The organism is Agrococcus jejuensis, assembly GCF_007679035.1.
In the GTDB taxonomy this organism is placed as follows: domain Bacteria; phylum Actinomycetota; class Actinomycetes; order Actinomycetales; family Microbacteriaceae; genus Agrococcus; species Agrococcus jejuensis_A.
The window spans coordinates 91,221-115,793 of sequence record NZ_VEFR01000005.1; the positions used below are offsets into that span (position 1 = coordinate 91,221).

The window sequence follows — 24,573 nt, forward strand, 5'->3', positions numbered from 1 at the left end:
GGGGCGGCGCGTCAGGCGCCGCCCACGCGATCCCGCAGCATCGCGAGCACGTGCGGCGCGGCGTCGTCGCGCCAGCGGTCGTACGCGTCGGCCGCAGCCTCGCGACGCGTCGTGCGCTCCGTCGCGTCGGCGCTCGCCCACGCGCGGATGCGGTCGGCCCAGGCCGCGGGCTCGAGCGAGTCGACGACGCCGCCGGCGCCGGCGTCCAGCCGGGGCGTCCAGGGCGTCGTGTCCGGTGCGAGCACGGGGCAGCCCACCGACAGCGCCTCGGCGATCACGTGGCCGAAGTTCTCGAAGGCGGTGGGGAACGCGAACAGGTCGTGCTCCGCGAACGCGTCGCGCACCTCGTGCGGCTCGAGCGGCCCGTGGAACGCCACCCGGCCGCGCATCCCGGGAGCCTCGGCCAGCGCCCGGCAGCGCTCGGCGTGCTCGGCATCCTCGGCGATCCCGTGCACGTCGAGCGTCCAGGGCTCGTCGACGAGCGCGAGGGCCTCCAGCAGCACGTCGAGGCCCTTGTTGGGCACGAGCCTGCTCACGAACACGAGCCGCAGCGGGCCAGGCGGTGCGGCCGCGCGCGAGGCGTGGCGCGGCAGCGCGTGGTCGTCCTCGCGCACGAGCACCGTCGCGTCGTCGCCGACCGCCGCGCGGATGTCCCGCGACTCGCGCTCCGACGACGCGTGCCACACGACGCCGGCGTCGAGCCCGGAGGCGGCGGCGACGCGCAGGAACGCCCGCTTCCGCCCGCCCCGGATCGCCAGCGCAGCCGGCGCGAGCTCGCCGCGCGGCGCGAGCAGCACCTGCAGCCCGCGGCGTCGAGCCCACGCCCGCACGAGCATCGAGAAGACGGGATCGAAGAGGCCGTTGACGTAGACGACGTCGGGCGGCGGCGAGCTGGCGAGCGCGCGCAGCACCGCGTCGGGTCGACGGCGATCGACGTAGCGGATGCGCGCGCGGCCCTGCGGCAGCCAGTCGCGGCGCGGCACGGGCAGCGGCTCGGCCGCGCCGAGGTCCCGGTCGCCGCACACGACGGCGACCGCGACGTCGTGCGGTGCCGTCTCGACGAGGGCCGCGAGCGTGCGGATGGGCCCACCGCCGCGGAACGCCGGCGGGAACAGCGGTGCGGAGACGAGCACGCGCAGGCGCACGTGCGCCGCCCCGCTCATCGCGCCACCATCCGCGCAGCGCCGTCGGCGGGCAGGCCGACGCCGCCGGCGTCGCCGCGCCCGGCGGCGTGGAGCCCCAGCAGCGCGCAGACCCCGAACCAGAACAGGTACGGGAACACCTGGCCGGTGCCGAACACTCCCGACTCCGACATCTGCGCGACGATGCCCGCCACCGCGAGCCCCGACAGTGCGGCGGCGACGCTCGAGCGCCGCGTGCGCAGCATCGGCACGACGATGCCGGCGTAGGCCACGAGCAGCAGCACCGCCGCGAGCACGCCGCCCTCGACGGCGACCTGCAGCAGGCTGTTGTGGAAGGTGAGCGCGAGCTCGCGCGTCGCGCCGGCCCGGTATGCGCCGGCGAGCACGAGATCGCTCGTGCCCCAGCCCCAGCCGTGCATGCGGTCGCCGACCGCGTCGAGGCCGGCCGCCCAGATGAAGCTGCGGCCCGAGAGCCCGTCGCCGGCCGTGACCTCGCCGAAGCGTCCGAGCGCGAGCTGCAGCGGGCTCGGGCCCAGCAGCGTCGCCGCGCACAGGCCCGCGATGCCCAGGCCCACGACGGCGACGAGCCCTCGCGCTCCCGCGAGCACCGCCATCCACACGACGCCGATCACGACGGCCACGATCGCGGTCCGCGACTCCGACAGCAGGATCGTCGCGCCCGACGCCGCGATGCACGCCAGGGCGCTCCACGAGCGGCGGCGGCGCAGCACCGCGAGCGCGAGGAAGATCGCGAGCGTGCCCACCTGCGCGGCCATGTTCGGGTTCGCCATGAGGCCCTGGAACCGGCCGCCGTAGGGCAGGGGCACGACCCCGAGCGCGTGCCCGGCGAGCCCTGCGAGCAGCACGACGGCGATGACCGCCACCATGACGCGCACGTCGCCGACGACGACGTCGACCGTGCGCCACCGACGGCGCGACGCGACGCCGGCGATCACGATCATCGTCCACAGCAGCACGACCTGCTCGAGCGTCGTCGAGACGTCGATCGACCACAGCGTCGTCGCCGTCGCCGTGGCCGCGATGGCCACGAGGGCCCCGAGCACCCAGCGCTGCGAGGCCGTCGGGGCGTCGGATGCCGTGGGCTCGCGCAGCACGGCGATCGCGAGCAGCCCGAGGGCCACGAGCCGGCCGTACGTCGACGCCGACGCCCAGAGCTCGACCGACGAGGCGGCTCCGAGGGTCGTGATGACGACGAGCCCGAGGGCGAATCGGAAGAGCCCCTGCCTCGCCAGCCACGCGCATGCGGCGACCGCGCCGGCGATGACGAGCGCAGCGGGCCCGAGCCCCACGGCGGCCAGGACGGCGCCGACGAGCCCGACGGCGATCGCCTCGAGCGCGATCCTGCGATCGACCCTCACGAGGCGGCCCTCGCGATCGTGCGCCGATGGAGGCGCTCCGGTGCGCGGACGACGCCCGCGAGCACGATGGCGAGGGCCGCGACGGTGCCCGCGAGCATCGCGAGCGGCACGGCGACGACCGGTGCGGCGAGCGCCGCGAGCATCGCGGTGCCGCCGAGCACGACGACGCCCGCCGCGACGCGCGCGAGCACCATGGCGCCGCCGACGTCGCGCACCTTGAGGTCGAGCGACACGACGGCCACGGCAGCGGCGACGGCGTACTCGACGCTCACGAGCGCCACGAGCGCATGCGCCCCCGGCCAGGTCGCGCCGAGCACCGCCTCGCCGACCGCGCTCGGCAGCGCGACCAGCACGAGGGTCCACGCGAGCTGCACGACCCACAGCGCGGCGAGCACGCGCACGAGCACGTGGCGACGACGCGGCGGGGGCAGCCCCACGATGCGGCCGAGCACCGCGAGGTCGAGCAGCGCGAGCAGCAGGTTCACGGGTCCGAGCAGCGTGCCGGCGCCGAGCAGGCTGCCGCTCGCGGCTGCCCCGAACGCCGCGCCGACGAGCGTCGAGAGGGCGAGCGCCGTGCCGCTCGCGAGCAGCGCGACGATCGTCGACCCGCCCCGAGCGCCGCCGCCGCGCTCCACGAGCGCGCTCGCGTGCCGCAGCGAGAGGATCGGCCGCGTGAGCACGAGCCCCGTCGCCGCGCTCGCCGCGATCACGGCGAACCACGCCAGCATGACCTGACGCTCGTCGAGCGCGACCGGCGCGGCGAGCAGCAGCGCGACGCCGACGAGCCACACGAGATCGGAGGCGAGCGCGCGGCCGGGCCGATCGTCGGCGACCGCGGCGTAGCGCGCGAGGTCCTGCAGGCACGCGAGCAGCGCTGCCACGGCCACCGCGAGCGCCGTCGACGCCGACGTCGTCGTGCCGACGAGCGCGAGCACGCCGGGCAGCGCGAACCCGATGCCCCCGACGATCAGCGGTGCCGCGGCGAGCACGAGCAGGCACGCGCCGCCCAGCAGCCTGCGCCGCTCGGTCGCATCCGCGGACGTCGACAGCGCGAGCGGTAGCCCCAGCCACGCGCGACAGCACGCGAGCACGAGCACGAGGCCCGCGTACGCGATCGCGAACGCGCCGAACGCGTCGGGCGCGAGCCGCTGGGCCACCGCGACGACCATGAGCAGGTTCGCGCCGCTCGACGCGGCCTGGTCGACGAGCGTCGTGCTCACCGAGCGCGCGATGCTCGGTGCCCGCGGCGGCGCGACCACGATCACCGTCGCAGGCCCGCGCGCGCCCGGTGCGATCGCGTGCTGGAGAGGATGAACGACACGACCCGCCGCGACACGTCGTCGGGCCCGTAGTCGGCGGGCGCGCTCGGCGGCCCCATGGCGTCGTGCATCGCGAGCGTCGCCCGCACGGCCTCCACGACGCCGTCGGGGTCGACGCCGCACGTCACGAGCGCGCCGACGTCGAGGGCCTCCGGTCGCTCGATCGCGTCGCGCAGCGTGACGGCGGGGAAGCCCAGGATGCTCGACTCCTCGCCGATCGTGCCGCTGTCCGACAGCACGACGAGGGCCGACCGCTGCAGGGCCACGTAGTCGTGGAATCCGAACGGCGGATGCAGCGTGAGCCTGCGCTGCAGCTCGGGCTCCTGGTCGGCGAGCCGCTTGCGGGTGCGCGGATGCGTCGAGACGAGCACGGGCATGTCGTGCTCGATCGCGAGGGCGTCGAGCGCCTGCAGCGCCTGGCGCAGCCGAGCGGGGTCGTCGACCGTCTCCTCGCGGTGCAGGCTCACGAGCAGGTAGCCGCCGGCGACGAGTCCCTGGCGCGCGACGACGTCGCTCGTCGCGATGCGCTCGCGGCTCTGGTCGAGCACCTCGCGCATCGGCGAGCCCGTCACGAGGATGCGCGACGGATGCAGCCCCTCCGCGAGCAGGTTGCGGCGCGCGTGCTCGGTGTAGGCGAGGTTGTAGTCGGCGACGTGGTCGACGAGCCTGCGGTTCGTCTCCTCCGGCACGTTCTCGTCGAACGCGCGGTTGCCGGCCTCCATGTGGAAGACGGGCACGCGCATGCGCTTGCCCATGACGGCGGCGATGCAGCTGTTCGTGTCGCCGAGCACGAGCATCGCGTCGGGCTGCTCCTCGCGGATCGCGACCTCGATGCGGGCGAGGATCGTGCCGAGCGCGGCGCCGAGCGACGACGTGTCGGCGTCGAGGAAGCGGTCGGGGCGGCGCAGCTCGAGGTCCTCGAAGAGCAGCTCGTTGAGCTCGTAGTCGTAGTTCTGCCCCGTGTGCACGACGACGTGGTCGGCGATGCGGTCGAGCAGTCGCATCGTCGCGGCGAGGCGGATGACCTCGGGCCTGGTGCCGACGACCGTCATGACCTTGATGCGCTCGCTCACGGCAGCACCCGCTCCGGGATCGTGTCGGGCTTCGCGGCGTCGAAGAGGTCGTCGGTCCAGAAGCTCGTGTGCAGCGGGCCGTCGCCGACGTTCTCGATGCTGTGGCTCCACAGCGTGGGCATGTCGACGGCCACGGGCTCGTCGCCGTCGACGCGGATCGCGACGACGTCGGCCGTGAGGATGCGACGCAGGCGGATGACGGCGCGGCCCGACACGACGGTGAAGCGCTCGAACTTGCGGCGGTGGAAGTGATCGCCGCGCGTCACTCCCGGCGCCGTCGTCGAGATCGACGCCTGGCCGCTGCCGCCGCGGGCGCGCACGAGCTCGATGAACGCGCCGCGCTCGTCGGCGCGGCTCGCGAGCCGGATCGACGGACGCCGGGCGACGAGGTGCGAGCGGTACGTGTTGAAGAGATCGCGGTCGAGGCGCTCGGCGATGTCGGGCACCTCGCCGACGGCGTAGGCGGCGGCGATGCGCTCGAGGCGCGCGAGCACGCCCGTCACGCTCGCGCGGTGCACGCGGTCGGCCGCTGCGGCGTCGCCGAGCAGCAGGTCGGCGGCATCCTGCGCGTGCAGCAGGTCGAGCGTGCGGTCCTCGTGCACCTCGGGGCGGCCGCCGGTGGCGAGGAGATGGCAGAACGTCGCGACGACGGAGTTCGTGAACGGCTGGCCGTGCTCGCCGAACAGGTTCGGCAGCCGGTGGTCGACGAACCGCGCTCCGACGGCATCGGCCGCGGCCCGCACCAGGTCGCCCGCCTGCTCCTTCGCCTCGCCGTACGCCGAGCCGTTGCCGACCTGCGTCGTGCTCGCGTAGGCGACGGTGCGCGGCGGCGTCGGCACGTCGAGCACCGTGCGTGCGAGCTGCCTCGCCAGCAGGCGGTTGCCGTCGCGCACGAGCGCCTCGGGCGCACGATGCACGCCCGCGAGATGCAGCACGGCATCCGCGCCGTCGACGGCGGCGAGGGCCGCGCGCTCGTCGAAGCGCTCGCCGAGCGCGACGGGCACCGCCTCGACGCCGGCCTCGAGCAGCGCCCCTCGCACGTGCAGCCCGAGGAAGCCGCCCGCGCCCGTCACCGCGACGCGCATCACACCCGGCTGCTCATCAGGCCAGCGAGCGCGAGCTCCGCACGGATCTCGGGCAGCGTCAGCAGCAGCTCCTCGACGTCCTCGACGGTCATGCGCGGCACCGTGTGCGAGTCGTAGTCGAGGAACTCCGCCTGCCTGGCGTCGCCCTCGGCCACGTACAGCTCGTAGTCGAGGCCGCGCGAGTCGAGGGGGATGCGGAAGTAGTCGCCCATGTCGATGGCCTTCGACAGCTCCTCGCGGCTCGCGAGCGCCTCCGACACCTTCTCGGCGTGCCGCGTGCCGATGATCTCGATCTGCGAGTCCGACCGGAACAGCCGCAGCATCGCCGTGGCGAGGTCCGCGATGGTGCACGCCTGCGCCTTGCGGATGAACAGGTCGCCCTGCCTGGCGTTGTGGAAGGCGAACTCGACGAGGTCGACGGAGTCGGCGAGCGACATCATGAACCGCGTCATGTGGGGATTCGTGATCGTGATGGGCTTGACCGCGCGCATCTGCGACAGGAACAGCGGGATGACGGAGCCGCGCGAGTACATGACGTTGCCGTAGCGCACGCACGCCATCGTCGTCGCGGTCGTCGGGTTGTTGAGGCCGTGCGAGCGCGCGACCTTCTCCATGAGCGCCTTGCTCATGCCCATGGCGTTCACGGGGTAGACGGCCTTGTCGGTGCTGAGGAAGACGGCCGAGCGCACGCCGGCACGGTCGGCGGAGCGCACGACGTTCTCGCTGCCCTGCACGTTCGTGCGCACCGCCTCCATGGGGAAGAACTCGCACGACGGCACCTGCTTGAGCGCGGCCGCGTGGAACACGTGGTCGACGCCGCGCATCGCCTTGTCGACGCTGCCCTCGTCGCGCACGTCGCCGAGGTAGAACCGCAGCCGATCGTCGCCCATCGCGTGGCGCATGTCGTCCTGCTTCGCCTCGTCGCGGCTCAGGATGCGCACCTGGCCGACGCCGTCACGCAGCAGACGTGCCGCGACCGTGCGACCGAAGGAGCCCGTGCCTCCCGTGATGAGGACCGTCGCGTCCTCGTGCCCTGACGTCATCGGTGGCTCGCCTTCGCTCGTGCCGCGGATCGCGACGGGGTGCGGCCGCCGGTGCCGCTCGGGTTCGGGCGACCGCGGGCGGCGCCGGGTCGCAGGGTCTCCTCGCGCACGACGTTGCGCAGGATCGTCTCGATCGCGTCGACGCCTGCCGTGAGCGACATCGACCGCTCGTAGGCCGATCGCGCGCGGCGCGACATGGCGCGGTGCTCGGCGTCGTCGAGATCCATCGCCTCGCGGAACGCGTCGGCGATGCCCTGCGCATCGGCGCTCGCCGCCACGATGCCCGCGCCGTGCTCGGCCACGAGGTCGGCCGCGGCGCCCTGCGCCGAGGCGACGACGGGCAGTCCGTGCATGAGGCTCGCGGGCAGCTTCGACGGCACCGCGGCGCGCAGCGCGGGCGTCTCGGCCAGCGGCACGACCTGGAAGTCGTGGTCGCGGTAGACCTCCGACATCGTCTCGGCCGACACGCGGCCGCGGAACCGCACCGAGCGCAGGCCCAGCAGCGTCGCGAGCGCCCGGAGGCGATGCTCGGCGCTGCCGGAGCCGTAGACGTCGAGCGAGAAGCGCGGATCGCCGTCGACCATGGCGGCGGCGCGCAGCACCTCGTCGAGCTGCTGCGCGTCGCCGAGGTTGCCCGCGTAGAGGAACGAGGTCGAGCGGCGACCGCGCTTGTGCCTGCGCTCCGGCGCGGGCGCCTCGCGCTCCCAGGCCCAGTTCGACACGGCGTGCACGCGCGAGCGGGGCGCGCCGCGCTCGACGAGCGTCGCGGCCATCTCGGCGGAGATGCCGATGGTCGCCGACGCCTCGCGGTATGCGCGGCGCAGCAGCGGCTCGAGCGAGCCTGCGATGGCCTTGCCGGCTCCCGAGCGCACGAACGAGGCGCCCACGATGGCGTCGGGCCACAGGTCCTGCACGTGCAGCACGAACGGCGGACCGCCGTTGCGACGCCACACGGCGGGGCCGAGCGCCGGGGTCATCTGCGTCGCGTACACGTACACGACGTCGGCCGACATCCCGAGCCGACCCCACAGCGCGCTCGACAGCGCGAAGCTCGCGTAGCTCGCTGCCCTGGCCAGCGTGCGCTCGGACCGGTCGAGCACCATCGGCACGCGGTGCACCCGCACGCCGCGCACGGTCTCGACGACGTGCGGCCGCTGCCGCTGGCCGTCGGGCAGGCGTCCGGTGGGGTAGTTGGGGAAGGTCGTGAGCACCCGCACGTGGTGGCCGCGACGCTGCAGCTCCTCGGCGAGGAGCGTCGGGATGAAGGCGTGCTCCGGCCAGTAGTACTGGGTCACGACGAGCACGCGCAGTCGGCGGCCGGCGGGTGCGTCGGCGAGCTGCATGGTGGCGGTCATCTGCTCTTCCCCTCGGTGGTCGCGTCGGGTGCGACGCTGGTCCTGCGATCGCCGAGGTCGTCGATGTCCTCGGGCGTCTGGTGCTGCACGATGCCGTCGTGCCGGGTCACCGCGCTGATGGTCGCGACGAGCAGGCGCACGTCGGTGCGCAGGCTCACGGTCGCGACGTACTCGAGGTCGGCCTCGATGCGCGTGGAGAAGGTGGCGGCGTCGCGGTAGCGCACCTGCGCGAGGCCCGTGACGCCCTGCGGCACCGACACGCGGCCGCGCTGCCGGTCGGTGTAGCGCTCGTACTGGTCGCGCATCGCGGGGCGCGGCCCGACGAAGGCCATCTCGCCGACGAGGATGTTCCACAGCTGCGGCAGCTCGTCGAGGCTCGTCGACCGCAGCACGTGGCCGAGCGGCGGCACGAGGTCCATGCCGGGCAGCACGTAGCCGGCCCCGAGGCGCTCGGCGTCGCGCACGAGCGTGCGGAACTTCACGATCGAGAAGTCCTCGCCGCCCGTGCCGACGCGTCGCTGGCGGAACAGCACGGGCCTGCCCATCGCGACGAGGATCGACGCCGCGATCGCGAGCATGAGCGGCGAGAGCACGACGAGCGCCGTGCCTGCGACGATGCGGTCGGTGACGGCGCGCACCGCGAGGTAGCGCGAGGGGCTCATCGCGTCACCCCCGCGAGGTCGAACGCCGCGTGCTGCAGCTCCTGGGCGATGCGCTGCATGTCGACGTGGTCGTAGCGATGGTCGACCGGCAGCGACAGCAGGTCGTCGGGCCACGCCTCCTGCGTCGCGAACCCCTGCGGCCTCGGCCAGTGGATGGGGCAGTACACCTCGGCGCGCGCGAGGGCCGCCTGGGTCGCGACGGGGTCGGCGACCCGCACGGGCAGGTGCGAGGGCACCTCGAGCGACCGCACGGGCACGGCCGTCGCGATGCCGACGTCGTCGAGCGCGGCGGCGAGCGCGCGGGCGTTCGCGATGCGCCGCTCGGCGATCGCGTCGAGGTCGAGCGTGTCGAGCAGCGACCGACCGCGCCTGCTCATGCGGCGCGGCGCGGCGTCGCGCTCGATGAGCGCCATCGACGCGTCGAGCATGATGCGAGAGTGCTGCGTGATGCCGCGCCGTGAGTCGAACGACGCCATCGCCGCGTACCTGCCGGTCTCGCGTGCGCGGCGCAGCATCGGCACCTCGGTGCCTGCGGGCATGTGCAGGTAGGCGCCGTCGGTCGTCGGCAGCACCTTGCGCAGGCTCGCGTAGGCGAAGTCGGCGCCCCACTGGTTCATCGAGAACGGCAGGTGCGTCTCGTCGGCGATGACGGCGACGCCGGTCGCGCGGATGGCCGCGACGTCGGAGAGCTCGGCGAAGGTCGGGGCGGCGCCGAAGTACCGCATGACGAGCACGGCATCCACCCGACCGGCCTGGGCCATGCGACGCGCGACCGACAGGTCGGGGGAGAGGTCGTCGAGCACGGGGTAGTCGTGGATGCGCCATCCTCGGGCCCGGATCGGGGCGAGCATGCTGTCGCACACGAACGCGGGCACGGCGATGCGGCTCGCGCCCGATCGCTCGAGCACCGTGACGATCGCGGCGATCGCCTGCCTGCCCGTCTCGACCATGACGGTCGTGTCGCTCCACGGGCGTCGCCGCGGGCGCGCGGCGCTCATGGCGACGTCGAGGGGGAAGTCGGAGCCGATGGGACGCCGGCACGAGCGCGGCGCGACGGCGGCGCGCAGCGCCTCGACGACGCGGTCGATGCTCGCGTCGTCGAGCGCCGAGCCGCTCGGCAGCGCGATGCCCGTGCGGAAGAGCCGCTCGCTCGTACCCGTCGTGAACGCGCGAGCGCCGGCGAACGCGGGCTGCAGGTGCATGGGCTTCCACAGCGGTCGCGTCTCGATGCCGCGGGAGTCGAGGACGCGGCGCACGGCGCCGGCGTCGACGAGCGCGGCGGCGGGATCGACGAGCACGGCGGTGAGCCACGCGTTGTCGTCGCCGTCGCCGTCGCCCAGCAGCGCGAGGCCGTCGATGCCGGCCACGACGGCGCGGTAGCGGGCGCGGATCGCGCGACGCCTGGCGATCATGGCGTCCAGGCGCTGCAGCTGCGCGCGGCCGAGCGCGGCCAGCAGGTTCGACAGCCGGTAGTTGTAGCCGACCTCGTCGTGCTCGTAGTGCTCGACGGGCATGCGGGCCTGCGTCGCGAGGTGCCGCACGCGGTCGGCGATCGCACGGTCGTCGGTGAGCAGCATCCCGCCGCCCGACGTCGTCATGACCTTGTTGCCGTTGAACGAGACGATGGACGCGTCGCCCCACGACCCCGCGGGCCGGCCGTCGCGCATCGAGCCGAGCGACTCGGCGGCGTCGACGAGCACGCGCGCGCCGTGCCGCGCCGCGATGGCCTCGATGGCGTCGTGGTCTGCGACGCGGCCCAGCAGGTCGACGGGCACGATCGCGCGGGCGGGCGTGCCCTCGCGCTCGAGCGTCGCCATCGCCTCGGCGAGCAGGCCGACGTCGAGGTTGCCGGTCTCGGGATCGGAGTCGACGAAGACCGGATGCGCGCCGACGTATGCGATGGCGTTCGCCGTGGCGGCGAAGGTCATCGACGACGTCACGACGCGGTCGCCCGCCTGCACGCCGAGGGCGAGGAGGCCGAGGTGCAGCGCCGCGGTGCCCGACGAGAGGGCGACGCCGTGCGCGACGCCGACGCGCGCGGCGAGCTCGCGCTCGAAGGCGTCGACGTCGGGCCCCAGCGGGGCGACCCATCCCGAGCGGAGCGCGGCGACGACCGCGCGCTCCTCGGCGGCGCCGACGTCGGGGGCGGACAGCAGGATGCGCGGGCTCATCGGAGGGTCTCCGTCCGGTCGAGGAAGCGGGACACGGCACCGACGGGCGCGATCGCGCGGGCGGCGACGGGCGCGGGGGTGGTCGACGGCGACGGCGTGCGGCGCCAGCGCGCATCCCACGCGTCCTTGTCGAGGTCGTCGTGCGCGAGCGGCGGCACGGGCGCCTGCGTGATGAGCGGGTGCAGCAGCCGCTCGCCGCACTCGTCGGGCCCGATGAGCTCCTCGTGCAGCTTCTCGTGCGGGCGCAGCCCCGTGAAGACGATGTCGATGGGCTTGCCCGACATCGCGATCATGCGCTTGGCGACGTCGAGGATGCGCACGGGCTCGCCCATGTCGAGGATGAGCACCTCGCCCGGTCGGCCGATGGCGGCGGCCTGCACGACGAGCTGGCACGCCTCGGGGATCGACATGAAGTACCGCGTGATGTCGGGATGCGTGACGGTGAGCGGCCCGCCGGCCTCGATGAGCGCGGCGAACACGGGCACCATCGAGCCGCGACTGCCGAGCACGTTGCCGAACCGCACCGACAGGAACCGTCCCCGGGCGCGTGCGGCGGTCGCAGCCGTGAGGCGCTCGGCGAGCCGCTTGGAGTGCCCCAGCACGCTCGTGGGGTTCGCGGCCTTGTCGGTCGAGATGTTCACGAACGTCTCGACGCCGACGGCCTCGGCGGCGGCGAGCACCGAGCGCGTGCCGAGCACGTTGGTCTTCCACCCCTCGTCGGGGTACTGCTCGAGCATCGGCAGGTGCTTGAGCGCTGCCGCGTGGAAGACGACCTCGGGGCGACGATCGGCGAAGATCTCGGCGATCGCCTGCTCGTCGCGCACGTCGGCGAGCACGACGTCGCGCGTCGCCAGCAGGCCGTTGCCGTGCACGTCGAGCTGCACGGCCTGCAGCGCCGACTCGTCGCGGTCGAGCATGATGAGCTCGGCGGGCGACCACTTCGCGAGCTGCCTGCACAGCTCGGCACCGATCGATCCCCCCGCGCCGGTCACGAGCACGCGGCGGCCCGTGACGCAGCCCGCGACGCGCTCGACGTCGGTGTCGATGGGACGACGCCCGACGATGTCCTCGATGCGCAGGGCACGCAGGTCGGTGACCTGCGCCGTGCCGCGCATCATGTCGGCGAACGGCGGCATGACGAGCACCTCGACGCCGAGCGCGCTCGTCTGCGCCTCGATCTCGCCGAGCAGCGCCGCGTCGGCGCGGGCGATCGCGACGACGAGCCGCGAGGCGCCCGTGTCGGCGACGATGCGCGCGAGGTCCGCGCGGGTGCCCAGCACCCGCACGCCGCAGCGCGTGGCGCCGCGCAGCCTGGCGTCGTCGTCGACGAGGCCGACGGCGCGCAGCGGGGAGTGCTCGTCGGTGCGCATGCGTCGCACGAGGTGCGTGCCCGCGTAGCCGGCGCCGAGGATGAGCGCAGGCTGCGCCGTGGGCGTCGGCCGGTGGGCGCTCTCGAGCAGGACGCGCAGGGCGTAGCGGGTGCCGGCCATGAGCAGCAGCGCGATGGGTGCGGCGATGACGAGCGCCGTGCGGGGGAGGCCCAGCGCCGGCGCGAGCACGAGCAGCGGGGCGCCCACGAGCAGGGTCGCCGCGGTGGCGACCCCCACGACGGTCGCGACCTCCTCGGCGCTGCCGTAGCCGTGCCTGCCGCGGTAGAGCCCGACGGCGTGCCCGACCAGCACCTGCGCGAGCACGACGGCGGCGATGACGCCGACGAGGGCGAGCGGGCGCAGCCAGCCGAGCACGAGGTCCTCGCGCAGCCAGATCGCGATGGGCATCGCGATGGTCCACGCGAGCGCGTCGCCCACGATCGACGGCACGGGCCGCGCGACGCCGTCGCGCATGAGCACGCGCTCCACGAGGCGGCGCAGGTGGGTGGCGGCGTCGGCGAGCTCCGCACGGCGCGGCGTCCTCGCCGTGGTGGCCGTTCGCATCGTGCTCATCGCTGCATCCCTTCGCTAGCGCTCTGCCGGGGGCACGAAGCCCGTCATGGAGTCCTGCTGCAGCGCGGCCTGCACGACCGCGACGTCCGTGGCGTCGAGCAGCACGACAGACTGGTCGCCGATCGTGGCCGTGCCCGCCGTCGGCAGGGTGAAGGTCGAGACCTCGGGCGTGCCCGCCGACGCCAGCTCGGCGGCGAGCTGCACGGCGGCCTGCGCCGACAGCCCGTCGGTGGCTGCGAGGTAGGGCGACATGGCGTCGACGAGGCCCGCGACGGCCCACGGGTTCGCGAGCGTCGACGGCTGCAGGATCGCGGCCAGCAGGCCGCGCAGGTACGCCTGCTGGTTGCGCACGCGCTGGTAGTCGCCGTCGGGGAACGCGTAGCGCTCGCGCACGTACGGGAGGGCGTCGGCGCCGGTCAGCGTGATCGCGCCCTGCGCGAAGTGCGCGTCGAGCACGGAGAACGCCACGTCGTTCTGCACCGTGACCCCGCCGACGGCGTCGGTGAGCGCCGCGAAGCCGGCGAAGTCGACGATGGCGACGTCGTCGATGCGCTGGCCGACGAGCGACTCGACGACCTGCACCATGAGCGGCACGCCGCCGTACGCGAGCGCGGCGTTGATCTTCGCCATGCCGACGCCGGGGATGTCGACCCACGAGTCGCGCATGATCGAGATGACCTGCACCGTCTCGCGATCGGCGGGCACGTGCACGAGCAGGATGGCGTCCGCGCGGTCGCCGAGGCTCGTGAGCGGCGAGCCGACCTCGCCGCGCGAGTCGCTGCCGAGCAGCAGGTAGTTGCGCGGGGCGACGGTGCCGACGGGATGGGGTGCCGGGCGCGTGGACTCGGCCGGGAAGGCGTCGGGCACGCGCTCGATGCGCTCGATCGCTGCGCCGACGCGCGCGGTGGTCGTGCCGACGACCGCGACGGCGGTGAGGACGAGGCCCACGGCGATCCCAGCGACGACGCGTCGTCGCAGACGGGTGTGGGAGGCGCGCAGCGGCATCACGCTCGCCCCCCGGTCGTCGCTGCGGCCCCGGTCGCGCCGCGGTACGCGGGGAAGGAGCCCCGCTCGCAGCCGTGCGAGAGGCGCGCCTCCTCGTCGGCGTCGAGCACGAGCTCGAGGGTGCGGAACGGCTGCACGCCGCGCGGCGCGAAGGCGCGCTTGTAGCGCTCGATGCCGTCGCCGGACGTCGCGCCGCCGCCGAGCACGTAGTCGGCGATGCCGCGCTCGCGGCACCAGCGCACGACGGCGAGCTTCAGCAGCTCGTTGGGGCGGGAGGCGTAGGCGGCCGCGTCGGTGCCGCCGAGGAACGAGTAGGCGTGGCGATCGGAGTGCAGCACGAGCTCGGCCGACACGACCACGCCGTCGAGCGTCGCGTAGGCGTAGGCGAGGCTGCCGGCGAGCTCGAGGTGGATCCGCTCGAAGAACGCCTCGTCGAAGCGGTAGGCGGCGCTCGCCGCGCGCCGATCCATCGTGGCCGCGTAGATGCGGGCGAAGTCCTCGAAGCCGTCGGTCGACGTCGTCACGTGCACCTGCACGCCGTCGGCGATGGCGCGGCGCACGTTCTTGCCCACCTTGCGGTCGGCGTCGGCGAGCACGGCGTCGTCGTCGTCGAGCACGGAGCGCACGACCGTGACGCTGCGGTCCACGAGCGCGGCGCTGGGCGGCGCGAGGACCTCGTCGCCGAACGGGTGCATGCGCGCGAACGCCGTCACGACCCGATGCCGCTGCGCCCAGGCGGCGAACGCCGTCCAGAACTCCGGCTGCCTGCTCGGCGAGCCCTGCGGGCGGTAGGCGCCGCCGAAGCCGTACGGACCCGTGGCGTCGAGCAGGCCGCGGGTGCCCGGGATGGGGCGCAGTCGCAGCGGCAGCAGCACGCCGGCGTCGGAGGTGATGGCGACGACGCGGTCGTCGCCGGCGGCGAACACCTCGCCGAGCACGGGGTGCGCGAACGGCTCGCGCCCCGTCGCGCGCCAGCGGCGCAGCCACACGGCGCGGTCGCTCGGGTTCGCGGCGTCGAGGCTGCGCAGCCCCGTCGTCGTCGCGATCGGCGAGCGCCACGGCAGGCGCGGTGCCTCGATGCGCGCGCCTGCGTCTGCATCGACCTCGGTCAGCACCCGAGCTCGCACGTCGGTCATGTCCTGCACGGCGAAGCCCCCTTCGCGTCCGGCGTGGAGGGCGGCAGCTCTGCGTCTGAGAGATGCTCAGCCCATCACGGCTGCGCACACCATGGCAGCCGGAACGGGCTTCATCGGGCAGAGGGTACAAACCGGTCGATTCCGGAGGTTCAGGCATCCCGGAACGATGCAACCGATAGGGGACGCCGTACCCCGTCGTCCGCCCGGCGCGCTCGAGCAGTGCTCAGCGCGCTCCCAGCGCGGATCGGCGCTACGGGGTGGTCGTGACCGGCTCCGGAGCCACGAAGTCGGTCATCGACTCGGCGGCGAACGCCTCGCGCACGAGCTGCAGCGCGGCATCGTCGACGAGCACGACCGACTGCGACCCCACGGTGCCGACGCCGGTCGTCGGCATCGTGAACGTGCGCACCTCGGGCACGCCGGCGCCGACGAACTCCGCCGCGATGCCGAGCACGCCCGTCGTCGTGAGGCCGTCGGTCGTCGCCATGTACGGGGCCATGACCTCGACGAGGTCGGTGATCGCGACGGGGTTCGCCACGACCGAGGGCTCGAGCAGAGCGTCGAGCAGGCCGCGCATGTACGCCTGCTGGTTGCGCACGCGCTGGTAGTCGCCGTCGGAGAACGCGTACCGCTCGCGCACGTAGTCGAGCGCCGAGGCGCCGTCGAGGGTGATCTCGCCGGCCTCGAACGAGTGGATGGGCCCCGAGTGGCCCGCCGAGAACGCGACCTCGTTCTGCACGGTCACGCCGCCGAGCGCATCCGTGAGGCCCTCGAATCCCGCGAAGTCGATGATGGCGACGTCGTCGATGCGCTGGTCGATGAGCTGCTCGACCGTCTGCACCATGAGCGGCACGCCACCGTACGAGAGCGCCGCGTTGATCTTCGACATGCCGTAGCCCGGGATGTCGACCCACGAGTCGCGCATGATCGACATGATCTGCACGGTCTGGCGGTCCGGCGGCACGTGCACGAGCAGGATCGTGTCCGCGCGATCGCCGAGCGAGTCGAGCAGCGAGCCGCCCTCGCCGCGCGAGTCGCTGCCGAGCAGCAGGTAGTTGAGCGCACCGGCGTCGTCGGCGTCGGGCCGCACCGACTCGTCGGGGAAGGCCTCCTCGACGCGCTCGACGCCTGCCGACGACGTCTGCAGGCGGATGGCGAAGACGCCGATGGTGGCGACGAGCGCGAGCACGAGCGCAGAGGCGATGCCGACGACGACCTTGCGGCGGCGCGACCACGGCGCGCGTCGTCGTCGGCCCGTGGTGGCGTCGGCTGCGTGCTCGTCCATGCTCATCCGTCGATCGTATGGTGAGCGGCTTTGCGTCTCCTCATATGCGAATGCACGTGGGAATGCCCCAGGAAATTCGACGCATTTCGCATTCGCATTTCCATTCTCGCGGCATTGCGAATAGCATTCATCCATGGCAAAGCAGACCATCGTCGAGATCGTCGACGACATCTCCGGAGAGCGGCTCGCAGATGGCGCGGGTCGGACCGTCGCGTTCGCGTTCGACGGCGCGCAGTACGAGATCGACCTGACGCACGAGCACGCCGACGAGCTGCGCGAGGCGCTCGAGCCCTGGATCGCCGCCTCGCGGCGCGTCTCGGCCACGAGTCGTGCATCGAGCCCGCGTCGCTCGGGCTCGTCGCGCGCCTCGAAGGACGTGCAGGCGATCCGCGAGTGGGCTGCCGCGAACGGCCATCAGGTCGCGACGCGCGGACGCATCCCCGCGAACGTCGTCGAGGCCTACGAGGCTCGCTGACCGCGATCGATCGCGCTCGCGATCACGCGAGCAGGCGCTCGAGCGCCGATCGCGGGATGGGCACCCAGTCGGGTCTGCTGCGCACCTCGTACACGACCTCGTACAGCGCCTTGTCGACGAGCAGCGCGCGGATGAGGGCGGCATCGCCCTCGCCGCGCACCGAGCGGTAGCCGGCGAGGAACGCCGCCTCGGTCGTGGCGTACCAGTCGGCAGCAGCTGCGACGTCGACGCCCGCCTCGAGGGCCGCCGAGCCGGCGGCGTAGTCGAACGAGCGCAGCATGCCCGCGACGTCGCGCTCGGTCGGCTCCGGCAGCAGTCGTTCGGCGAGCGGTCGCAATGGTTCGCCCTCGAAGTCGAGCAGCAGGTAGCCGCGGCTCGGCTCGCGCAGCACCTGCCCGAGGTGCAGGTCGCCGTGGATGCGCTGCACGAGCCCCACGCGCACGGCGTCGAGCGTGCGCACGTGCGCGTCGATCGCGGCGTCGAGGTGCGCGAGCGCGCCGCGGGACTGCGCACGCGCCCACGCGGCGCGCTCGCGCAGCGTGGCGACGAACGCATCCGACGCCTGCTGGTCGGTGCCGCGTGCGCCGAGGGTCTCGGCGAGCGCCACGTGCACCTGCGCCACGGCGCGGCCCAGGTCGTCGAGCGCGAGGTCGTCGCGCGGCCGACCGAGCAGCGCGCGCACCGCGTCGTCGCGCACGAGGGTCCACGCGTCGTCGGCGTCGGCCACGAACTCCGACACCGCGGCGAGGCCGGCCGAGCGCTCGATGCCGTCGGCGGTCCACGTCGCGTGCGAGGCCGCGATGAGCGCAGGCACGCGATCGCAGCCCGCGCGCGTGAGCGCGCCCGTCACGACGACGTCGGGATGCTCGCCGTCGTCGACGACGCGGAAGACCTTCGCGATCCACGCGGGCTCGGCGGCGCCGATCGCCGACGTGTTCGACTGCTCGCCCGCGATGACGCGCACGGTCGACGCGTGCGGCACGTCCCCCTCGATGGCGATGGCCTCCGAGGGTCGCAGCATCGCCTGCAGCGCCGCAGCGTCGTGCGTCGCGTCGACGAGCCATCGCCCGTCGACGACGCCGATCGGCGCCTCGCCCGGCTCGTCGCGCATCGCGAACGGCACCTGCAGCGTCGCGGTGCCTGCGCGCACGATCGCGACCGCCACGTCGTCGGCGACGGGCAACAGGGCCTCGAGCGTCAGCGTCTCGTCGCCGCCCTTCAGCGGGTACCAGCGCCTGCCCGGCGCCCACTCGGCGATCGCGGCGAGCACGGCATGCGGGTCGAAGGGCATGCATCCACCCTTGCGAGCGGCTCGCGCCGTCGCAAGGGGCTGCGCGAGGTCAGAACGTGATGGCGCGCAGCTGCACGCCGGGGATGACGCGCATGAGGTCGGCGATCGGCGCGACGTAGCCGAGGGTCGAGCAGCGGTCGCCGGCGGCTGCCAGGCGCACGCCGCTCACGACGCCGGCGGCGAGCGCGGAGCCGCCGTCGCCCCACGTGTAGACGGGGCCGCCCGAGTCGCCGAGGCAGAAGGCCGTGCCGCTCGTCGACGAGACGCGCACGATGTCGACGCACTGCGCGCCGCCCGAAGCCAGCGCGTAGCAGGCGACGCCGGGGCCCGTGACCTGCAGGTTGCACGCGTTGCCCGACGTCGTGCCCGACTTGCACAGGTACGTGCCTGCGGGCAGCGAGCGCAGCCAGCCGCTGATCCGCAGCGACGTCGAGTCGCTCGTGTAGATGTCGGGGCGGTTGCGCACGTCGAGCCCGAGGCGCACGAGCTGGAGGTCGTGCGAGTCGGCGCCGCGCACGAGCACGTCGGCGCCCGTCGTCACGCCGAGCGTCTGGCCTCCGGAGGCGAGCACGCTGAGGCCGTCGGCCCAGTTGCTGCAGTGCGCTGCGGTGATGAAGTGCTGGAAGTGCCCGGACACGGCCTGGAAGCCGCTCGTGCACCACTGGTTCGCGCCCGACGGCAGTCGCGTCGCGTACGTCGATCCGCCGAGCAGGTCCTGCACGTCGCCGCGCCTCGCGGTCGTGTCGGGCACGGCGTCGACGGCCTCGACGGCCACGTCGACGTCGGCCTCGGTCGCGTCGGCGACCGCATCCTCGATGGCAGCGATGCCCGCGGCGTCGAGCGGCAGCGCCTCGACGCCGGCCGCCTCGGCGGCCTCGGGCGTCGGCACCGCCACGGTGACCGCCTCGCCGTCGACCTCGAATGCGAGGGGCGCGTCGCTCGGCAGCGATGCCGCGGCGTCGAGCAGTCCCGACGTCAGCGCCGCGGCGCTCTGCGCCTCGGCGACGAACGAGACCGTGATGCCGTCGGCGACGGCGAGCGCGCGCACGGCCTCGGGCACGTCGCCGACCCAGCCGATCGTGATGGCGCCCGTCTCGGGCACGATCGCGGTGGAGCCGAGGTGCGAGACCGATTGCAGGGCATCCCATCGCGCGACGTCGTCGAGCACCGCGAGCTGCGTGCGCTGCGTCTCGAGCGGATCGGCGGATGCGGCCGCGGGCGCGGCCGGGACCGCGGTCGCCGCGACGGGCGCGACGAGGGGAGCGACGAGCAGTGCCGCCGCGAGCGTCACCCAGGAGGTCGCACGTCTCACGCGGTCATGCTATGGGCGACGCGGCGTCCCCTCGCGCAGGCGCGCTGGGGGACGGTCGCGCGGTGCGACGCCGTGCGACCACCACGACGACGACCACGGGGATCGCGAGCACCGCGAGCCACGGCAGCGCGGCGCCTGCCGCGATCGCCACCGCGCCTGCCGCCGCGACGAGCGAGCCCCAGCCGGCGGCCAGGCCGTCGAGGAACGTCGCAGGCTCGCTCGGTGCGATCGCCTCGGACGCGATCGACACCGTGATGGTCGACAGCGCGACCTGGTCGGCGAGCGACGACTGCTGGGCGAGCAGCGACTCGAGCTCGGTCGTGCGCGCCGTCAGCTGCCCCTCGATCTCGAGCAGGGTCTCGGTGTCGGCCGCCGTCGCGAGCAGGGTCGTGAGGCGGTCGACCGACGCGCGCGTCGACGCGACCCGCACGTCGAGGTCCTGCACCTGCTGCGAGACGTCGATGCTCGACACGTCGACGTCGCGCACGTCGCCGACGCCGCGCAGGTCGTCGAGCATCGCGTCGACCCGATCGGCGGGCACGCGCAACGTGAGCTCGGCGCGCTCGGGCACGTCGTCGGCGCCCGCCGACTCCGACCGCGACGACACCGAGCCGCCCGCGGCGGTCGCGAGGTCGGCGGCCGCGTCGGCCGCCTCGATGGGCGCCTCGGCGACGATCGACACCCAGCCGGTCACGATGACCGACTGGCCGTCGGCGTCGACGGCGGGCTGGGATGCGTCGAACCCGCCGCCGCCCGACGACGCGACGTCGGGCGACCCCTGCTCGACGGCGGGCATGGGCTGCGGAGCGGACTCCGCGGAGGTGCCGGACTGCGTCGAGGCGCAGCCGGCCAGCAGCAGGGTCGCGACTGCCGCGGCGAGGGGAGCGATGGTGCGCATGCTCGCACGGTAGGCCGCGGCCCCCGCGCGCCGCAGCCCAACCGAGGCGGGCATTCGCACGTCCGACGGACGCGGCGTCCGTGGTCCTCAGGACCGCTTGCGCGCCTTCGCGTCCGCCTTCTCCTGCGCCTTCGCCTCGCGCTCGCGCGTGCGCTCCTCGGCGGCGGCCTCGCGCTCGATGGCCCGCTCGGCGATCCTCTGCGCCTCGCGCCTGGCCTCCGCGAGCCGCGCCTCCGCCTCGCGCACCGCCTTCATCGCATCCTTCACCTTGCGGTCGGCGACGACGGCGGGCGGGATGCGATCGATCGCGGCGTCGTCGTGACCACCGTGGTCCATCCACGCCTGCAGGCCGTCGAGCAGCCGGTTGAGGCCGAAGAAGAACGCCCGGTCGGTGCTCGCGAGCGGCTCGTCGAGGATGCCGTCCTGCACGGCACCTGCGAGATGCGGGAAGCGCTCGACCGTGACGAGCTCGCGCAGCGCCCCGCGCATGTCGTCGTCGATGCGCGTCTCGTGGCCCGACTCGCCGAACAGGCCGATGTAGCCCATGAGCAGCAGCGCGATCGAGACCTTCGACTCGTCGGGCAGGCGCAGCTCGTCCATCGCGCCCAGCGCGCCGTCGAGGATCGCGAGGCGGTTCGGGGTCGTGGGCGTCGCCGACGGCGGCATGCTCGTGAGCCACGGATGCGCCTGGTACGCGGCGCGGACCGACGTCGCCCACGTGCGCAGGCGGGTGCGCCAGCCGCCATCGGTGGGCGGCGAGTGGATCTCCGACGCACGGTCGACCATGAGCAGCAGCAGGTCGTCCTTGCCCGTGACGTAGCGGTAGAGCGACATGGGCGTGAAGCCCAGCGCCGTCGCGACGCGTCCCATGCTCACGGCGTCGATGCCGTCGGCGTCGGCGATGACGATCGCCGCCTCGACGATGCGCTCGGTCGACAGCTCGCGCTTCGGGCCGCGCTGCGGCAGCTCGGCGACGCCCCACGCGATCGCGACGGCGTGGGGGAGCGCGGGGGCGCCGGGTGCCGGCGCCGAGGATGGCCCGCTCACGGGCGATCCTCGGGCGCCGTGCCCGTGCGCACGCCCGACTCGAGCGCGGCGATGCGGGCGAGGTGCTCGCTCGAGAGCGCGGGGATCTCGGCGATGTTCTCGGCGAGGCGCGACGCGTGCATCGACTTGGGTGCCGCTGCTCCGCCGAGCTGCAGGTGCCAGCGCAGCACGACCTGGGCGGGGCTCGCGTCGACCTCGGCGGCGATCGCGACGAGCGTCGGGTCGTCGAGCAGGCGGCCGCGACCGAGCGGGCTCCACGCCTGCGTGACGATGCCGTTCGCGGCATGGAAGGCGCGCAGGGCGTGCTGCGGCAGCCACGGGTGCGACTCGACCTGGTTGACGACGGGCCATTCGCCCGTCTCGTCGAAGAGCGTCTGCAGCTCCGCCTCGCCGAAGTTCGCGACCGCGATCCAGCGCACGCGGCCCTCGTCGCGCAGGGTCTGGAACGCGCGCCACGTCTCGACGAACGTGCCGCGCGGCGCGCGCGGCCAGTGGATCATGTAGCCGTCGATCACGTCGAGGCCGATGCGCTCCTCCGACGCGGCGAAGTCGGCGAGCACGGCGTCGTACGACTGCACGGGGTCGCCCCAGAACTTCGTGACGACCTGCAGCTCGTCGCGCATGCCGCTGTCGCGCACCGCCGCGCCCATCGCGGCCTCGTTGTCGTACATCTGGGCGCCGTCGATGAGCCGATACCCGGCTGCGAGGCCGTCGGCCACGACGCGCGCCGTCTCGGCGGGCGGCACCTTGTAGAGGCCGAGGCCGATCGCGGGGATGCTCGAGCCGTCGAGCAGGGGCAGATGGGCGACCATGCCCCCATCCTGGCGTAGACCGCTGCGCGGGGTGCGTCCCGCGAGGCGCGCGCTGCGCTCGCGCGAGCCACCGGGTCGCCCGGCGCGTGCGACCCGGATGCCGCGCGGTCAGCGCGGCAGCTCGACCGGCGCCGTCTCGGGCGGCTCGCCGATGCCCTGCGTGAGGTCGGGCTGCCGCGAGCGCAGCGCCCACGCGACGATCGCCGCCGCCGACGCGAGCACGAAGGCCACGGCGAAGCCGCCGATCGGCCCCTGCCAGTCGATGAGGATGCCTGCGACCGCAGAGCCCACGGCCGCGCCGATCAGCTGGCCCGACCCGATCCATCCGTACGCCTCGGGGGTGTCCGAGAACTTCACGGTCGCGGCGACGATCGACGACATCGCCGAGAGCGCCGGCGCGATGCCGATGCCGGCGAGGAAGAACATGAGCGCGAGCCACCAGAAGTCGAGGATGAGGCAGGCGAGGCCGAAGCCGACGGCGCACACGGCGATGCGGATCGCGAGCGAGCGGCGGTGGATCGTGACGCCGCCGAGCGCGAGGCCGCCGACGAGCGAGCCGAACGCGTTCGCGGCGATGACCATGCCCGCCTCGAAGCCGTCGTGGCCGAACACCGAGACGACCGCGGCCTCCGACGCCGCGAAGCCGCCGATGAGCAGCATGCCCGTGACGACGACGAGCACGACGGGCACCTTCCGCAGCACGCCGCCGATGCGCTTCGCCGATGGCGGGATGCGCATGCGGCCGACCTCGGGGGAGAGGATGAACCACAGCCCGCCGAGCAGCTGCACCGCGGCCGCCGTCACGAGGCCCTCGACCGTGCCGACCTGCGTCGAGATGAACGTGATCGCGACGGGGCCGACGACCCAGATGATCTCCTGCAGCGTCGCGTCGAGGCTGAAGAGCCTCGTCAGCAGCCGCTGCGTCACCATCGTCGGGTACAGCGTGCGCACGGCAGGGGTGATGGGCGGCATCGCGAGGCCCGCGATGGCGCCGATGCCCGTCATGGCGAGCAGGCTCAGCGGCACGAGCGCGATCGTGAGGATGCTCGCGGCGGCGACGACGAGCGTGAGCAGCAGCACCGGGCGGGTGCCCCAGCGGCTCATCCACCGCGTCGTCAGCGGGCCCGCGACGCCCTGGCCGATCGAGAGCGCGGCGAGCACGAGGCCTGCGGCGGCGTACGAGTCGAAGGTGCGCTCGACGTGCAGCAGCAGGCCGAGCGAGTACATGCCCTGCGGGAACCGGGCGACGAGCTGCGCCGTCATGATGCGTGCGACGCCGGGAGCCTGCAGGACCTCCCCGTACGCGCGCATGCCCGCGATCCTATCCCGCGTCTGGCCGTCTGCTGGGTGCAGTCAGCCCGCGTCGCGACTCAGCGCGGCGCCATGCGGATCGCGCCGTCGAGGCGGATCGTCTCGCCGTTCAGCATCGGGTTCTCGACGACGTGGCGCACGAGCGCCGCGTACTCCGACGGGTCGCCGAGCCTCGAGGGATGCGGGACCTGCTCGGCGAGCGACGCCTGCGCCGCCTCCGGCAGCCCGGCCATCATCGGCGTGCGGAAGATGCCGGGTGCGATCGTCATGACGCGGATGCGGCTGCGTGCGAGCTCGCGCGCGAGCGGCAGCGTCATCGCCGCGACGCCGCCCTTCGACGCGGAGTACGCCGCCTGCCCCACCTGGCCGTCGAACGCTGCGACGGATGCGGTGTGCACGAGCACGCCGCGCTCCTCGCCGACCGCCTCGGTCTCCTGCATCCGCGCCGCGGCGAGCCGCGCGACGTTGAACGTGCCGACGAGGTTCACGGCGATGACGCGCGAGAACCGATCGAGCGGCAGCGGCCCCTCCTTGCCGACCATGCGCTCGGCGGTCGCGATGCCCGCGCACTGCACGACGATGCGCAGCGGCGCCGCCTCGCTCGCCGCATCCACGGCGCGCTGCACCTGCTGCTCGTCGGTGACGTCGGTCTCGACGGAGCGGATGCCCTCGGCGTCGCTCGCGCGCATGTCGGCGACGACGACGTGGGCGCCGGCATCCCGCAGCATGGCGGCGGTGGCGGCGCCGAGTCCGCTCGCGCCGCCGGTGACGAGCGCGCTGGTGCCTGCGATGTCCATGGAGCCTCCTCGTGGGATGGGTGGAAGTCGTG

The 24,573-nt window shown here is 74.0% G+C and carries 21 protein-coding genes; 1 reads left to right on the forward strand and 20 read right to left on the reverse strand.

Going from position 1 to position 24,573, the window contains the following annotated elements; translation table 11 throughout:
- Positions 1 to 11 precede the first annotated feature (11 nt).
- The 13 genes from FS793_RS14035 to FS793_RS14095 all read right to left on the reverse strand — a co-directional run bounded on the left by FS793_RS14035 (position 12) and on the right by FS793_RS14095 (position 16,604).
- On the reverse strand, positions 12 to 1,163 hold the full coding sequence (locus tag FS793_RS14035) for a glycosyltransferase (protein WP_144721397.1): 1,152 nt from the start codon (positions 1,161 to 1,163) through the stop codon (positions 12 to 14).
- Entirely contained in the window at positions 1,160 to 2,521 is a 1,362-nt protein-coding gene (locus FS793_RS14040) for an O-antigen ligase family protein (RefSeq protein WP_144721399.1), read from the reverse strand. The genes FS793_RS14035 and FS793_RS14040 overlap by 4 nt, the downstream gene beginning before the upstream one ends.
- A complete protein-coding gene (locus FS793_RS14045) occupies positions 2,518 to 3,741 on the reverse strand; it encodes a hypothetical protein (RefSeq protein ID WP_144721401.1) in 1,224 nt (407 codons plus the stop codon). Before FS793_RS14045 ends, FS793_RS14040 begins: the two co-directional genes overlap by 4 nt.
- 41 nt (positions 3,742 to 3,782) lie before the next feature.
- Positions 3,783 to 4,892 carry a non-hydrolyzing UDP-N-acetylglucosamine 2-epimerase gene (gene wecB / locus FS793_RS14050; protein WP_144721678.1) on the reverse strand — a complete coding sequence of 370 codons (1,110 nt, stop codon included), beginning with the start codon at positions 4,890 to 4,892 and terminating at the stop codon, positions 3,783 to 3,785.
- Between the two features lie 17 nt (positions 4,893 to 4,909).
- Positions 4,910 to 5,998, reverse strand: coding sequence for a polysaccharide biosynthesis C-terminal domain-containing protein (locus FS793_RS14055; protein WP_144721403.1), 1,089 nt, complete (start codon positions 5,996 to 5,998; stop codon positions 4,910 to 4,912).
- Entirely contained in the window at positions 5,998 to 7,041 is a 1,044-nt protein-coding gene (locus tag FS793_RS14060; RefSeq protein WP_144721405.1) for a polysaccharide biosynthesis protein, read from the reverse strand. Before FS793_RS14060 ends, FS793_RS14055 begins: the two co-directional genes overlap by 1 nt.
- The gene (locus FS793_RS14065; protein ID WP_144721407.1) at positions 7,038 to 8,396 is read right to left on the reverse strand and encodes a glycosyltransferase family 4 protein; all 1,359 of its coding nucleotides are present in this window, start codon (positions 8,394 to 8,396) and stop codon (positions 7,038 to 7,040) included. The genes FS793_RS14060 and FS793_RS14065 overlap by 4 nt, the downstream gene beginning before the upstream one ends.
- On the reverse strand, positions 8,393 to 9,058 hold the full coding sequence (locus tag FS793_RS16315; protein ID WP_186329535.1) for a sugar transferase: 666 nt from the start codon (positions 9,056 to 9,058) through the stop codon (positions 8,393 to 8,395). Before FS793_RS16315 ends, FS793_RS14065 begins: the two co-directional genes overlap by 4 nt.
- A complete protein-coding gene (locus tag FS793_RS16745; RefSeq protein WP_144721409.1) occupies positions 9,055 to 11,229 on the reverse strand; it encodes a DegT/DnrJ/EryC1/StrS family aminotransferase in 2,175 nt (724 codons plus the stop codon). Before FS793_RS16745 ends, FS793_RS16315 begins: the two co-directional genes overlap by 4 nt.
- Positions 11,226 to 13,172, reverse strand: coding sequence for a polysaccharide biosynthesis protein (locus FS793_RS14080; RefSeq protein ID WP_260980177.1), 1,947 nt, complete (start codon positions 13,170 to 13,172; stop codon positions 11,226 to 11,228). Before FS793_RS14080 ends, FS793_RS16745 begins: the two co-directional genes overlap by 4 nt.
- Positions 13,173 to 13,187: 15 nt before the next feature.
- A complete protein-coding gene (locus FS793_RS14085; protein ID WP_186329536.1) occupies positions 13,188 to 14,120 on the reverse strand; it encodes an LCP family protein in 933 nt (310 codons plus the stop codon).
- Positions 14,121 to 14,176: 56 nt separating this feature from the next.
- Positions 14,177 to 15,313 (reverse strand): GNAT family N-acetyltransferase, encoded by a 1,137-nt coding sequence (locus FS793_RS14090; protein ID WP_144721413.1) that lies wholly within the window; start codon positions 15,311 to 15,313, stop codon positions 14,177 to 14,179.
- Positions 15,314 to 15,563: 250 nt separating this feature from the next.
- Positions 15,564 to 16,604, reverse strand: coding sequence for an LCP family protein (locus FS793_RS14095; protein WP_186329537.1), 1,041 nt, complete (start codon positions 16,602 to 16,604; stop codon positions 15,564 to 15,566).
- A gap of 127 nt (positions 16,605 to 16,731) precedes the next feature.
- Here FS793_RS14095 and FS793_RS14100 point away from each other — a divergent pair, with 127 nt between their 5' ends.
- Entirely contained in the window at positions 16,732 to 17,073 is a 342-nt protein-coding gene (locus FS793_RS14100) for a histone-like nucleoid-structuring protein Lsr2 (RefSeq protein WP_144721417.1), read from the forward strand.
- A 22-nt stretch (positions 17,074 to 17,095) separates the two neighbouring features.
- Here FS793_RS14100 and FS793_RS14105 read toward each other — a convergent pair whose 3' ends face one another.
- The 7 genes from FS793_RS14105 to FS793_RS14135 all read right to left on the reverse strand — a co-directional run bounded on the left by FS793_RS14105 (position 17,096) and on the right by FS793_RS14135 (position 24,541).
- Positions 17,096 to 18,364, reverse strand: a complete 1,269-nt coding sequence (locus tag FS793_RS14105; RefSeq protein ID WP_144721419.1) for a maltokinase N-terminal cap-like domain-containing protein — start codon at positions 18,362 to 18,364, stop codon at positions 17,096 to 17,098.
- Positions 18,365 to 18,413: 49 nt separating this feature from the next.
- A complete protein-coding gene (locus FS793_RS14110) occupies positions 18,414 to 19,676 on the reverse strand; it encodes a trypsin-like serine protease (protein ID WP_144721421.1) in 1,263 nt (420 codons plus the stop codon).
- A gap of 4 nt (positions 19,677 to 19,680) precedes the next feature.
- A complete protein-coding gene (locus tag FS793_RS14115; protein ID WP_186329538.1) occupies positions 19,681 to 20,574 on the reverse strand; it encodes a DUF4349 domain-containing protein in 894 nt (297 codons plus the stop codon).
- Between the two features lie 87 nt (positions 20,575 to 20,661).
- A complete protein-coding gene (locus tag FS793_RS14120; RefSeq protein ID WP_144721425.1) occupies positions 20,662 to 21,621 on the reverse strand; it encodes a TetR/AcrR family transcriptional regulator in 960 nt (319 codons plus the stop codon).
- Positions 21,618 to 22,433: an aldo/keto reductase gene (locus FS793_RS14125; protein WP_144721427.1), complete on the reverse strand. Its 816-nt coding sequence runs from the start codon at positions 22,431 to 22,433 to the stop codon at positions 21,618 to 21,620. Before FS793_RS14125 ends, FS793_RS14120 begins: the two co-directional genes overlap by 4 nt.
- Positions 22,434 to 22,541: 108 nt before the next feature.
- Positions 22,542 to 23,744 carry an MFS transporter gene (locus FS793_RS14130; protein WP_144721429.1) on the reverse strand — a complete coding sequence of 401 codons (1,203 nt, stop codon included), beginning with the start codon at positions 23,742 to 23,744 and terminating at the stop codon, positions 22,542 to 22,544.
- A 59-nt stretch (positions 23,745 to 23,803) separates the two neighbouring features.
- Positions 23,804 to 24,541 carry an SDR family NAD(P)-dependent oxidoreductase gene (locus FS793_RS14135; protein WP_144721431.1) on the reverse strand — a complete coding sequence of 246 codons (738 nt, stop codon included), beginning with the start codon at positions 24,539 to 24,541 and terminating at the stop codon, positions 23,804 to 23,806.
- Positions 24,542 to 24,573 lie beyond the last annotated feature (32 nt).